Genomic DNA, 13,317 nt, shown 5'->3' with positions numbered 1-13,317 from the left:
AAATGCATCATTTATAGATAAAAGATTTTTAGGAAGAGTTAAATGTTAAAATCTGAAAGAGTAAAGTTTATTATGGATCATTTGGAGTCAACTTATCCCAAAACTCCAATTCCACTTAACAATAATAATAACTTTGAATTATTGGTAGCTGTTCTGCTAAGTGCACAATGTACTGATGAGCGCGTTAACAGAGTAACTCCTTTATTATTTGCAATCGCAAATAATCCGTTTGAAATGGAAAAAGTTGATCTAAAAGTCATATATGACATTATTAGACCATGTGGCTTAGCTCCAAAGAAATCAAAGGCTATTCTAGATCTATCAAAAATACTTGTTGATAAATTTGATGGTATTGTACCCAAAGATATAAATGAGTTGGAAAAGCTCCCAGGAGTTGGTCATAAAACAGCAAGTGTTGTTATATCTCAGGGATTTGGTTTACCTGCATTCCCAGTTGACACACACATACACCGACTTGCTCAAAGATGGGGCTTAACAAAAGGCAAAAATGTTAAAGAGACAGAGAAAGACTTAAAAAATCTATTTCCACCTGAAAAATGGAATAAGTTACATCTTCAAATCATATTTTATGGCCGTGAGTTTTGCTCTGCTTGGTCATGTGATGGAACTATTTGTGAAATATGCACTACCTGTTATCCCAACCGAAAAAAACCATTTAAAGCTAAAAAAAGTTAGTTTTTTATTATAACAACTGTAATTGAGGGTTACTATTCTTTGAAATTTTAGTTCTTTTTCTACTGCCCATTTTGTTTAAAACTACCTTAGATTTATCTTTATAATCATCTTTTTTGACAATCTCTGCTATTCGTGATCTTGCGTTTTTTATTGATATAGTATAATCAACGATTGGAGCGGGATAGTTTCTTCCTATAATACATTTTGTTGTTTTTTGGGTGCTTAATTCCATTTTCCAAGGTTCGTGTATCCAGGTTTCAGATATATTTTTGAGTTCAGGAACCCATTTTTTTATAAATATACCGTGAGGATCATGATCATATGACTGTTTTATAGGATTATAAATTCTTACTGTATTTATTCCAGTAACACCTGATTGCATTTGCAATTGACTGTAATGAATACCTGGCTCGTAGTCTGTGAATGTTTGAGCTAAATGATAACCAGTTATCCTCCAATCTAGCCAAAGATTATAGCTTGCAAAACTTACTAACATAGCCCTCATTCTAAATGTAATCCAACCATTATAATTTAAACTTCTCATACAAGCATCTATGAATGGATAACCAGTTTTACCTACTTCCCATGCGGTATAAAATTCATTGTTAAATTCTTTTTCTCTAAGACCTTCATAAAGAGGGTGCATACATCGAACCTCTATCGAGGGTTGTGTTTCTAATTTTTGTACGAAATGACATCTCCATGACAGACGAGAACTCAACGCTATTAAGTTTTTTTGCCACACCTTTTTTTCATTATCTAACAAGTTTTCTTTTTTTATATTGATCACATTTTGTACTTCTTTTGAAGAAACTGTTCCCCAAGTTAAATGAGCTGATATACGAGAACTAGTTATCTCAGATTTTCCAGGGGCTGAAATATTAAACAGATAACCTTTACCTCTATCATTCAAAAAACTCTCTAAAATACTTAAGGCTTCTATTCTGCCACCCTTTTGAACTTTTCCGTTGAAATTATTTTTAAAAATAGGATCATTTTTTTCTGGAATAGCACCTTCTTCCACGCCTATTAACGCCGTCAATCTTTGAGGTGTTTTGATTAATGCATCATGAATTCTTGTTTTTCTAATTTTAGACCATTCAGATCTATTTTTTAATCCTCTTACCACACCATTTGTTGGAAATTCACTTAATATAATGTTATTTTTTTTACACCATTTTTGAACTTTAATATCTCTGTTATAAGTCCATTGATTACCAGTTTCTTCATGTGCATAAATATTTTTGATATAATGATGATCTGAAAATTCTTTAAATATGTCAACAACTGAACCCACTCTTACAATCAAACCCTGACCAAGTTGTTTTAAATCTTGTCGTAACTCTATTAAAGAATCATGAATGAAATGCCAATGTCTTCTACTAGCAAATGGTTGTTTCCAGTACTCTGGTTCAACAATATAAATTGGTAACAATGGTATTTTACTAGTGGATGCTTGGTAAATTGGTTTATGATCGCTTATTCTTAAATCTCTTTTAAACCAAACAATTTGGATTTCATTTTTTTTCATGTTTGGCTTTTCTACCGTATACCCTTTCTCTCCAAACTTTAAAGCTAGATCTTTTTAGATTAGATCTCATTATTTTTATAACTTCTTTTTCTGCCAAACCTGTTTGATCTTGAATAGAATCAAAACTAGTTTTATCACACCAAGCCATTTCTATAACACTGTTAATATCTGCTGAATTAAAATTATTTTTCAAAATCTTTCCTTGATTTATTACGCCTACATTTTTCGCTACAGTATTTCACTTCATCCCATACCTTTTTCCACTTTTTTCGCCATGAAAAAGGCTTGTTACAAGTTATACAAATTTTTGAAGGAAGGTTTTCCTTTCTTGTCATTTGGAGATCCTAAACACTAATATCAAGTACAGATGTTTTTTTTAAAACTGCAGTATGTAAAGCAGTGGCACTTACTTTTCCGTTGCTAGAATATAATCTACCTTCAATAGATACAATTGTCTTACCTAGTTTTATAATTTTAGCCGTTCCCAATACTTTCCCTGATATTAAAGGCCTATGAAAAGTAATATGAATATCTGTTGAACTAGGTAAGAACTCATCTTTAGTTAATATATTTACACTAATTGATGTTACTTCGTCTAGTGCACTTGCTATCATACCTCCTTGCACGGTTTTGAAAGGATTTAAGCTTTCAGATGTAAATGTTAATTCAAAGTTATAAATATCATTTTGAACACCTAAAAATTTTGTCTGAAAAAATTTAAATGTACCTCCAGATTTAGCCCTTTTCATAGACCTTTCTAAATATAATTTGTCCATAAAAATTATTCCTTTTTTTAATGGTAATTTGAATTAGGTCAGTATAATTTATATAACAATCATAATTTATTTGAAAGAGGAGTTTACATGGCCAAAGGTTATTTTTTGAGCGCCCATAGATCACCAGCAAATCCGCAAAAAAGAGAGGCTTACCTCGCACTTGCTACCCCAGCTTTTGTTAAGGCTGGTGGAAAAATTTTAGCATCCACTAACATAATAGATGCACATGAAAATGGCCTTGTTCAACAAACAGTTCTTATAGAATTCGAAAGTTTTGAAAAAGCTAAGTCAGCTTATAATAGTCCAGAATATCAAGAGGCACTTAAAGCTCTAGATGGAGGCGCAGACAGAGATATTAGAATTTTTGAAGGTAAATAATTATTATTAAGTAACTTAATTTTGGTTAGTCATCCTGTCATATGCCTTAAATAAGGATTGATTTCCGTTTTTTCCTTCGTTATGGGCTCTTGTTTCAAGGTATAAAGCCAAAACTAGAGATAGGCCTGGTAATGGCACCCCGCCTTCAAAAGCAGCGTCACTAGCTAATTTTAAATCCTTTAATTGTAAATCTATCCTAAAACCTGCTTTTTCATTTTTGTCTATAACTGCGTTTCCCAAATTTTCTAACATCCATGAATTAGCTGAACCGCCAATGAGGGTTTCTCTTAAAAGAGCCAAATTCCCTCCTTTAGATTTACATAATGCAAACGCTTCACACATAGCTTGAATATGAGATCCAACCATTATTTGATTGCACATTTTAAAAATTTGTCCCATACCAGATTTCCCAGCGTATATTATATTTTTACCCATCGAATTAAGAATATCTAAAGATTTTTTATAAATTTCTTTTTTACCACCAACCATAATAGATAAAGTGCCGTTAGTTGCGCCTTTAACACCTCCACTAACAGGTGCATCAAGAAATTCAATTTGTTTTTTTTGTAAAATTTTTCCAATCTGTATTGAAGAAGTTGAAGAAATGGTACTCATATCTATAATTATGGTACCTGGACTCAAAAATTGATTAATGCCAGTTTCATTATTAAAAACACTTTCGACATCTGTGGTGTTAGGAAGCATTGAAATTATAAAGTCACTTTTAGCTATAGCCCTTAAATTGTTAACTGCTATTATCTTTTCCTTATCCAGTTTTTTTGTAACTTTTATGTTCCAATCGAAAACTTTAACATTAAATCCGGCTTTAATTAGATTTTTAATCATTGGCAAACCCATATTACCAGCGCCTATAAAGCCAACAGATAAATTTTTACTATTGATTTTTGTATTAATTTTCATAATCCATATTTTCGATAAGTTTTTTTTGTATAAATATACTTACAAATGCATACTATCACAAGCAGATAACAACATAAAAATCTAATACGCATTCGATCCAAAAAAATCAATATTTTTTAAAATCGATCCTAAATTTGAAAATTTAAACTATAAAATTTTGTTATAAATAAAGGTTTATATAATTTTAAATTATTTTTTTGAATTGTTTCTAAGGTTTCTAGCTTCGTTTAAAATATTGTCTTCAATTTTTGTCTCTAGGTCTTTATTAGTATACGTTTCAGACCAAAAACCATCCTTGAAGCTTTGAATATGAACTTTAACACCTATACCGTTTGATTTTAACTCAGCCGTTTTAATAAAAGCAGTTATTTTCAGACGTTCATTTTTACTATTTTTATCAACATACCAATCTGTAATTATAACTCCTCCTAAAGCATCAGTGGAAATTAAAGGAGCAGTAGACAAAATGTTTAAAGATGCTCTCCAAAGGTAACCATTTATATTTGCGCCCACATTATCTTTGATTTGAGGATTTAAAATTTCATCTAATGATATTCCTTTACTGGCATCCTTAGAAAAAAGTCCAGGGTTTGACTTCTCACCAGTAATTGGATTTGTTACTGAAGCTCTATTGCTTGAGCAAGCAGATGTCATCAATAAAAGTATAAATAAAATTGGTAAATTATAATTCATAGTTACTCACTTTAAGTAGTTATTTAAGTTTTATCATTTTTCTGCAATACATCAATGACATTTAATATATTTCGTTATTTTAAAATTTATATTTTATTAATGTGATATAATAGCAACAATTATATTAAGTTTATAATTAAATAATATTTTGTTTTTAAAAAATACTTACTCCATTATTACCAGACCATATACTTTATTACCCATACATAAACAAGTCTTACTTAGTTTGTTGCAAAAATATCACTCATTTACAAAAAAACATCATTTTTTACACTTTTTTTCTGTAAACCATATATAGTTTGTTGTAATAGGTAAATACCAATGTTTTTTTGGTGGTTTTTAATTGTTTTGCAATTTTAAATTTAATTTAAACTAACAGTCTTTTAAGGAGATTAAAATGAGAAAATTTTTACTTTCTACATCAGCTCTAGCTGGTGCAGCACTTTTAAGTTCTGCAGCAATAGCTGACGTAAATATTTCTGGTACTGTTGAGTGGGAGATGATTTCTGGTGACACAGACAATGCTGCTACTAACGGAACTTCAATGAGTATGGCGGACGAAATTAATATTGATTTCACTAACAAAACTGACAGTGGATTAACAATTACTTTTAACGCTGACTTAAACGCTGGTACTGGTGGTGTTGACGATAACTCAATGTCAATTTCAGGTGGTTTTGGTAAGATAACTGTTGGTAATACTGACGGTGTTGCAGATGCCATGGCTATTGATGGAAAAGATTTAGTAGCTGAAGAGCACGGCATGTCAGGTACTCTAAATACTCTAAACACTATCAAGCAAGACACAGGTTCGCAGTTAGATGGTAATGATAATAAAGTCACTTACATGTTACCAGCAATGGGTGGATTTTCAGCTGGTGTATCATTTGCTGACTCAGGAGCTAATACATCTACCGATACAACTTCTTTTGGTGCACAATATTCCATGGAAGCTAATGGAGCTGCTATAACAATCGGTTATACAAATGAAACTGAAGAAAATGCAACTGAAGATAAAGACGCTACAACAATTGGTGCTAAAGTTGTAATGAATGGCATTACATTTGTTGCTAACACAATGAGTTACGAAGCATCTACTGAAGAACAATCTGGTCAGTCTTTTGGTGTAGCTTATACTCTACCAAGTGGTCTTTCTTTAGGTTTTGCTACTGTTACTGTTGAAGATGATGGTGCTACACAAACTGGTGAAGAGTTCACAGCTAATCACTATGAAGCAGCTTATTCTATTGCTTCTGGTTTAAGCGCGGTTGTTACTGTATCTGACTATGATTATAAAATTGGTACTGGATCAGCTAACGCATCAAATACAGCTGACTCAGGAACAATTAGTTCATTTATGCTAAAGGCAGCATTCTAAATAAATATTTAACGACGCTTTAGTTTCTAAAGCGTCGTTGAATTTAACCCTAAGCTGGTTTTTTAAGTTACACTTCCACTTGTAGTCAATTACCCATAGCCTGGTCAATTTTTGAACATAGAATAAAATCTTCCTCGTATTTAACTAACATTCCTGCAAGAACGCTTACCTCAACAAGCCCTATTTTTCCAGGAAATAAACCTTTAAAACCTCTGCTTCTATTATCTACATAAGTCGATCTTTTCCAACCCATACAGCTGTAGATATATCTTTGAATAGGCTGAAGATCTTGAGTTTTTTCAAAGGATTTATTGGGATTGAAATTGAGAGGTTCATTCGCAATACAACAATGTTGATACAATGTGTTGACTGCCATAACACAGTCTACATCAGGCATATTCAACTGAAGTCCACATTTTTTAATATCTTCTATGGACTGCAGCGGACTAACACTGTTAACCCAAAGGATAGATTCGCAAAAAGGAAACTTATCAAAGAAAAAGTCAACCACCATATCTGTTGTTGCAAAATCATTAGCTAAATTATCTGATCTTTGTAAAAATTCAACTTCATTACAATTTATAAGCTCTTTAAAAACCGGATCATCACTACTGATTATGACTTTATCAAAAATACCAGAAGCTAAACATTTATCTCTTGCAATTTGAGCTAAATTTTTAGAGTTAAAGGATTTATAGTTTTTTTTTGGTAAACGCTTACTACCTGATCTTACAGGTATTACTGCGATTTTATTCATTAGTAACTCCAGTTTTTAGTAAATTTTAAAACATCTTCTGTAACTAAATCAATCACATTATCCCATGTCTCCCAGGTATTTCTTTCGAATATATCAATATTAGGACCTCTTGGGTTCATCAAAAGGTTATTCCATGAACTTTGTCGCCAATTCATTAGCTTAGTTGCAGTTCCAACCCCTGCTGAGATTAATGATGGTGTGACTTTTGTTGATACAACCATATCAAGTGCTGCGCAAAAAGCGGCTACATCATCTATATCATCGTAATGATCTAAATCATCGAAATTATGGACTTTAACGCCGATTTTGGATTGTATTAACTCCAAATCATTTGCAAAATCTTTGTATTGTAAGTTTAAAAAGGTAATACCAGGAATTTTAAGTAAAGGATACCAAGCAGAGATTGGAGTATAATTTTGACTTCGTTCACTTGTTAAATTAGAACTTTTCCAACTAATGCCGATATAAGGACCTTTGCCTATAGATTTAAGACGTTTTTTCCAAAAATTAACCCTAATTGGGTCTGGGACAAGAAAAGACTCTACTTTTTTATTATTTAAAATTTCTTTAACAAAATTCTTGTAAAGGCTGCCCATTGGCAAATGAACGTCAAAATCATTTCTATGCTCATCTAACTTTCTATTTTCAAACTTAATATCAATTTTTGGAAATGAACGTTTTAGCAAAGGGATTAATTTATCCTGACACTCCAGAATACAGTTTTTAGCCTGAGAACTCACAAGTAACAAACAAGAAGCCCAATTAATAGTATCTCCAATACCTTGTTCACACCAAAGAAGGATCCTTTTATCTTTTAAGCTATCTTTTCCATTCCATAAAGGCTGTGAAAATGATCGATGCCTGGACAAGCCCCTAGCTGTTTCACAGCGCCATTCATATTCATCGAGTCCTTCCTTAATTTTACCGTTATTAAGAAGCATAAAACTTAAATTTAAATGCCCTTCAGAACTATTAGGGTTTAATGAGATTGACTTTTTAACAACCTCTATTGCTAATTCCAACTTTCCTTGATCCTGTAAAACACTACCCATGTTACTATAAGCTTCTGCATAGTCTGGCTTAAGTGAAGTCGCTTTCTTATATGAATTGATTGCTTCATCAACATGACCTTGAGCGTGAAGAACAATTCCCAAATTGTTGAAGGCTTCTGCAAAGTCAGGTTTAAGAAGAATCGCCTTTTCGAAGACCTTAACAGCATCTTCTAGTTTACCTTGATCTTTTAATACATTGCCCAGATTACTGTATGCTTCTGCAGAATCTGGCTTAAGTGTTATAACTTCTTTAAAAGCTTTTAAAGCTTCATCAAATTTACCTTGAGCCTTTAAAATAAGACCCAAGTTAGTGTAAGATTCTGCATAGTCTGGCTTAAGAGTTATAACTTCTTTAAAGGCTTTAAAAGCTTCATCAAACTTACCTTGCGCCTTTAAAATAAGACCCAAGTTAGCGTAAGCTTCTGCATAGTCTGGCTTAAGTGAAGTCGCTTTCTTATATGAATTGATTGCTTCATCAACATGACCTTGAGCGTGAAGAACAATTCCCAAATTGTTGAAGGCTTCTGCAAAGTCAGGTTTAAGAAGAATCGCCTTTTCGAAGACCTTAACAGCATCTTCTAGTTTACCTTGATCTTTTAATACATTGCCCAGATTACTGTATGCTTCTGCAGAATCTGGCTTAAGTGTTATAACTTCTTTAAAAGCTTTTAAAGCTTCATCCAGCATCCCAATTTGGGCCGCTGATGCTCCTACTATGCTCCAAATTTCAAATGCGTTTGAATTTTTTGATGAAATGTATCTAGCATGTTTAATAACATCTATAAACTTTCCTTGATGATATAGATTTAAAAGATTATTAATTACATCCAAGGGTTGGTTTTCTAAATTCTTATTTTTATACTTTTTTAAGTCAATTAATCCCTGTTTGGCTCTTAAGTTTTTAGGAAAAGCGCGCAAAACAGATTGGTAAAGCTCTTGAGCTTCAGTAAATTTGCCGTTATTTATATATGTTTTTGCCTTTATAAGGGCTTGATCTATGGACAATTTATTTAACATAAGACATATAATTAAGCCACAACATGAAAAAAAACAAATGTTATTCTTTCTAATTACTCTCAAAAAAAATTATTTAATTTTAATAACTGACATATATTAATCACTTTTAAATCATTCTGTGGTCCTTATCAGGCTAAAAGCACAAAATAGCCAAAAAATAAATATCTCGAGATTATTGTAAATTACTTATTTTATTGAACAAGTTGTTTGCAGAAACCCGATTTGAGACTGCAACATTCAAGTTATCAGCTTAACATTTTCACTACGTTTTGAGGTTATATATAGGTTTATGTTTGTGGTCAGTCACATAGTTAGCCACTTTAACTATCTTATAGAATTATATTTTTTCACAAGGCACCCAACAATATCCAAAATTATCAATGATATAACATTCTCTAAGTCCATGCGGTTTATCTTGAGATTTACTTATTACCTTAAAACCATACTTTTTCGCTCTCATCTCTGCTTTATCTGGATTACAACCTAACAGTCTTAATTCAATACCGTTTCCTCTTTTTTGTTTTTTGTTTATAAAACTTGTCAAAGGATGTTTATAATAAGTGTGATCTGCATGGAAGCACCACTTGCTTCCAAAACCTTCAATTGCAGCAAAATCAATATCTTGATAAATAATGTTCGCTTCAATTACATTTGTAATAAATTCAGATGCTTTACTAATGTTATTTACCAATAGATTTACTGTTAGCCCACTAAGTTCTCTAGAATAATCACTAGCTGGCTTCCATGGATCTGTTTTTCTTAATTTCATCAATAACCCCTAAATTTATCACTTTTAAGTCTTCAAATCTTAAAATATACAGCACATTACCTATGTCAGCGTCTGAGTGCAAAGTTGCACCTATTTTCTCAATAGCTTTTCTTGATCGAATATTGTTTTTACCTATATCAAAATAAATATTTTCTACATAATTAAATGCGTATCCCAACATCAATGTTTTAATTTGTAAATTTGTGTCGGTGCCCCAATATTCTGGTGTTAAAAATGTAAAGCCTATCTTTATAGAATTGTTTTTCTTGGAATATGAGTAGTATCTAGTAGATCCAACTATAGTGTTTTTGGATTTGTCATAAATTCCATAAAGGCCAAATATATTTTTTATTCCATTATTAAAAAAAATATTAAATTTTTCTCTTTTCCATCTGTCACTTTCAGGATGTTGTTCCCAAATCTTTTTATTTTTTCCAATATTATATAATAAATCAAAATCATTATTATTTAGTTGCCTTAATATAAAATTTTTATTCTCTAATTGATTTTTAATATCCATAAATCCAACCATAAACTTTTTCTAATTCAACTTTTAAATTTTAGCATACATTATTTTTTATCCAAAATATGAAGGGGGTATTCTTATATAACCGCGATGATCTTAAAATTAATTATGATATGTAATTAATTTTAGGAATTTAGAATGAACCTTTTTACGTTGTTAAATAGTAGATCAAAACCAATAACAATTGGAATAATTGGAGCTGGAAAGTTCGCGACAATGTTTTTTGCGCAAGCACTAAAAATACCATCAATTCATATTGTTGGTGTTGTTGATCTTTACCCTGAAAATGCTAGATCGAACATGCAAATGGTTGGCTGGGACACATCTATTTTTGATATTAGCAATTTATCAAATGCATTTTCTACTGGGAAAACATTTATATCCGATGATTGGGAAGCATTAGTCTCTCATGAATCAATTGAAATTATTATTGAATGTACTGGAAACCCAATCTCTGCAGTTAAGCATTGTCTGTCAGCTTTTAAAAATCAAAAAAATGTTATTAATGTAACTGTTGAGGCAGATGCATTTTGTGGATTTGCTTTATCACAAAAAGCTAAGGACGCCGGAGTTATATATAGTATGGCATACGGAGATCAACCAGCTCTTACATGTGAACTAGTTGATTGGGCAAGAACTTGTGGGTTCAATGTTGTAGCTGCAGGTAGAGGCCATAAATGGCTTAAACATTATCAAAAATCTACACCTGATACTGTTTGGGACTATTGGGGTTTAACCAAAGAACAAGCTGAAAGAGGTCGACTTAATCCTAAAATGTTTAATGCATTTCTAGATGGATCTAAGCCATCCATTGAAAGTGTTGCTATAGCAAACACAGCAAATTTATCTTCACCATCAAATGGTCTGATTTTTCCTTCTGGAGGAATAGATGACATACCAACTTTAATGCGACCAATATCCGAAGGTGGTATATTAGAGAATAAGGGCATGGTTGATGTTGTTTCATGCCTGACACCCGACGGAAAACAAATACCATATGATATTAGAAAAGGTGTATGGGTAGTTTTTGAAGCTGATACTGAATATTTAAAAAATTGTTTTGAGGAATATAAAGTAGTTACCGATCCTTCTGGTCAATATATGTCGTTATACAAAAGATGGCATTTGATTGGATTAGAGCTTGCAATTTCAATTGCTTCAATTGGTATAAGAAAAGAAGCAACTGGAGCATCAATCTGTTTTAATGCAGATTGTGTTGCTATAGCTAAACGTAATCTAAAGGTTGGAGAGATATTAGATGGCGAAGGGGGCTACACCGTCTCTGGTGGAATTAGACCGGCATCAAAATCTATTAAAAATAATTACTTACCTCTTGGCCTTGCTCACAATGTTTCTCTAATAAACCCCATTAATGATGGACAGATTGTTACCTGGAACGATGTCAAAGTAGATCCTAATCTTATGGCGTATAATCTTCGAAAAGAAATGGAAGATAATTTTAATCTATAATTTTCAATAGTTAGTATATGAGTGATAATAACAATACATTTGATTATATCGTGATTGGAGGAGGGACATCTGGTTCTATTTTGACTAATAGATTGAGCGCTAATGGTTCAACTGTATGTCTTTTAGAAGCTGGTCCCAAAGACACTAACCCATACATTCATATTCCTGCAGGTTACATTAAAAATATTTTTTCAAAAAAGTTAACATGGAATTTTTTTTCAGAACCTTCTCCTCATACAAATCTTCGATCATTTTCTTTACCTCAGGGTCGTGTTCTTGGTGGATCAAGTTCCATAAACGGCCTGAATTATGTTAGAGGACAACAATATGACTATGACAATTGGGAAAAATTAGGGAATATTGGTTGGGGTTATAAAGATGTTCTTCCCTATTTTATGAAATCTGAAAATAGAATATCAAGTAAGATGTCTGATAGTAGGGGAAGTAAAGGTGAATTACCCATAACTGATTTAGACCTTATTCACCCCCTTTGTGAAGCATTTTTAAAAGGCACAGACTTATTAGGCATCCCAAGAAACGAGGATTATAATAGTGGAAACCAATATGGTTCAGGATATTTTCAAAGAGCTATATTCAATGGTTTGCGATACAGTTCTTCAAAAGCTTTTTTAAAACCTATTCAAAACAAAAAAAATGTTGAAATCAAAGTAAACGCACAAGTGACTTCAATTATTCTGAAAAATAACAAAGCTATTGGGATTAATTATATTTATAAAAACTCAGATGACTTAAAGGTCTTGAAAGCAAACAAAGAAATAATACTTTGTGCAGGAGCTATTAATACTCCTAAAATACTTCAACTGTCAGGAATTGGTCCAGCTTCTTTATTATCTGAAAAGGGTATTGAAGTAATAAATGACTTAAAAGGTGTTGGTAATAATTTAAGAGATCATTATGGGGTTAGAATGGTCTCTTACCTACAAAATATTAAGACCTTTAATTCTATTGCACAAGGGCCACCACTTTTATACGAAATATTTAAATGGGTTATTAAGAGACCAAGCGTTTTGTCAGTCAGTCCTTCATTAGTTCATGTTTTTACTAAATCTTCATCAAAACTCAGGATTCCAGACCTTGAATATGTTATGTCACCTGCAAGCTTTAAAGAAGGAACTGTTGGTCTTTTGGATAAAGTATCAGGAATGACCTTAGGTGTTTGGCAAACAAGACCAAAAAGTAATGGTTATGTAAAAATAAATTCAAAAAACATACATGAACCACCAATAATAAATCCTAATTATTTATCTGATCCCTATGATGTAGATGTATTATTAAAATCCATTAAAATTGGAAGAAATCTTTTATTAACGTCTCCACTTCAGCCTTATCTGA

15 protein-coding genes (1 of these 15 only partly in view) are annotated in these 13,317 nt (G+C 31.9%); 5 read left to right on the top strand and 10 right to left on the bottom strand.

The window, feature by feature from the left end; translation table 11 throughout:
• Positions 1-42 precede the first annotated feature (42 nt).
• On the top strand, positions 43-696 hold the full coding sequence (gene nth / locus ABXT66_RS00445) for an endonuclease III (RefSeq protein WP_443643697.1): 654 nt from the start codon (positions 43-45) through the stop codon (positions 694-696).
• A gap of 7 nt (positions 697-703) precedes the next feature.
• Here the strand turns inward: nth and ABXT66_RS00440 are convergent, their stop codons facing one another.
• From ABXT66_RS00440 to ABXT66_RS00425, 4 genes are read right to left on the bottom strand one after another with little or no spacing between them, the layout of a single operon-like run.
• Positions 704-2,227 carry a deoxyribodipyrimidine photo-lyase/cryptochrome family protein gene (locus ABXT66_RS00440; RefSeq protein ID WP_443643696.1) on the bottom strand — a complete coding sequence of 508 codons (1,524 nt, stop codon included), beginning with the start codon at positions 2,225-2,227 and terminating at the stop codon, positions 704-706.
• Positions 2,214-2,375 carry a TIGR03643 family protein gene (locus ABXT66_RS00435; protein WP_443644705.1) on the bottom strand — a complete coding sequence of 54 codons (162 nt, stop codon included), beginning with the start codon at positions 2,373-2,375 and terminating at the stop codon, positions 2,214-2,216. Before ABXT66_RS00435 ends, ABXT66_RS00440 begins: the two co-directional genes overlap by 14 nt.
• Before the next feature lie 34 nt (positions 2,376-2,409).
• A complete protein-coding gene (locus ABXT66_RS00430) occupies positions 2,410-2,562 on the bottom strand; it encodes a DUF2256 domain-containing protein (RefSeq protein ID WP_443643695.1) in 153 nt (50 codons plus the stop codon).
• A gap of 9 nt (positions 2,563-2,571) precedes the next feature.
• Positions 2,572-3,003, bottom strand: a complete 432-nt coding sequence (locus tag ABXT66_RS00425) for a PaaI family thioesterase (protein ID WP_443643694.1) — start codon at positions 3,001-3,003, stop codon at positions 2,572-2,574.
• Between the two features lie 87 nt (positions 3,004-3,090).
• Between ABXT66_RS00425 and ABXT66_RS00420 the strand changes: the two genes are divergently transcribed.
• Positions 3,091-3,381, top strand: coding sequence for a DUF1330 domain-containing protein (locus ABXT66_RS00420; protein ID WP_443643693.1), 291 nt, complete (start codon positions 3,091-3,093; stop codon positions 3,379-3,381).
• A gap of 15 nt (positions 3,382-3,396) precedes the next feature.
• Here ABXT66_RS00420 and ABXT66_RS00415 read toward each other — a convergent pair whose 3' ends face one another.
• Positions 3,397-4,302, bottom strand: coding sequence for an NAD(P)-dependent oxidoreductase (locus ABXT66_RS00415; protein WP_443643692.1), 906 nt, complete (start codon positions 4,300-4,302; stop codon positions 3,397-3,399).
• Positions 4,303-4,491: 189 nt separating this feature from the next.
• Positions 4,492-4,995 (bottom strand): DUF3576 domain-containing protein, encoded by a 504-nt coding sequence (locus tag ABXT66_RS00410; RefSeq protein WP_443643691.1) that lies wholly within the window; start codon positions 4,993-4,995, stop codon positions 4,492-4,494.
• Positions 4,996-5,392: 397 nt separating this feature from the next.
• Between ABXT66_RS00410 and ABXT66_RS00405 the strand changes: the two genes are divergently transcribed.
• Positions 5,393-6,373, top strand: a complete 981-nt coding sequence (locus tag ABXT66_RS00405) for a porin (protein ID WP_443643690.1) — start codon at positions 5,393-5,395, stop codon at positions 6,371-6,373.
• An 85-nt stretch (positions 6,374-6,458) separates the two neighbouring features.
• Here the strand turns inward: ABXT66_RS00405 and ABXT66_RS00400 are convergent, their stop codons facing one another.
• From ABXT66_RS00400 to ABXT66_RS00385, 4 genes are all read right to left on the bottom strand, one after another.
• Positions 6,459-7,130: an acylneuraminate cytidylyltransferase family protein gene (locus ABXT66_RS00400; RefSeq protein ID WP_443643689.1), complete on the bottom strand. Its 672-nt coding sequence runs from the start codon at positions 7,128-7,130 to the stop codon at positions 6,459-6,461.
• Positions 7,130-9,199 (bottom strand): tetratricopeptide repeat protein, encoded by a 2,070-nt coding sequence (locus tag ABXT66_RS00395; protein ID WP_443643688.1) that lies wholly within the window; start codon positions 9,197-9,199, stop codon positions 7,130-7,132. Before ABXT66_RS00395 ends, ABXT66_RS00400 begins: the two co-directional genes overlap by 1 nt.
• A gap of 337 nt (positions 9,200-9,536) precedes the next feature.
• Entirely contained in the window at positions 9,537-9,968 is a 432-nt protein-coding gene (locus tag ABXT66_RS00390; protein ID WP_443643687.1) for a hypothetical protein, read from the bottom strand.
• A complete protein-coding gene (locus tag ABXT66_RS00385; RefSeq protein WP_443643686.1) occupies positions 9,931-10,488 on the bottom strand; it encodes a GNAT family N-acetyltransferase in 558 nt (185 codons plus the stop codon). The genes ABXT66_RS00390 and ABXT66_RS00385 overlap by 38 nt, the downstream gene beginning before the upstream one ends.
• A gap of 144 nt (positions 10,489-10,632) precedes the next feature.
• On the opposite strand from ABXT66_RS00385, the gene ABXT66_RS00380 reads away from it, so the two are divergent.
• On the top strand, positions 10,633-11,964 hold the full coding sequence (locus tag ABXT66_RS00380; protein ID WP_443643685.1) for an NAD(P)H-dependent oxidoreductase: 1,332 nt from the start codon (positions 10,633-10,635) through the stop codon (positions 11,962-11,964).
• A gap of 17 nt (positions 11,965-11,981) precedes the next feature.
• A protein-coding gene (locus tag ABXT66_RS00375; RefSeq protein ID WP_443643684.1) for a GMC family oxidoreductase crosses the window boundary here: on the top strand, positions 11,982-13,317 show its 5' portion. 278 nt of this gene lie beyond the right edge of the window; only the first 1,336 of its 1,614 coding nucleotides appear in the window; the start codon lies at positions 11,982-11,984; its stop codon lies off the right edge, out of view.

This window comes from Candidatus Levibacter sp. Uisw_134_01 (assembly GCF_047717795.1).
Lineage (GTDB): Bacteria > Pseudomonadota > Alphaproteobacteria > Puniceispirillales > Marisalimonadaceae > Marisalimonas.
The sequence above is the reverse complement of the archived record's forward strand: the minus strand, read 5'-3'. Positions and strand labels throughout refer to the sequence as shown.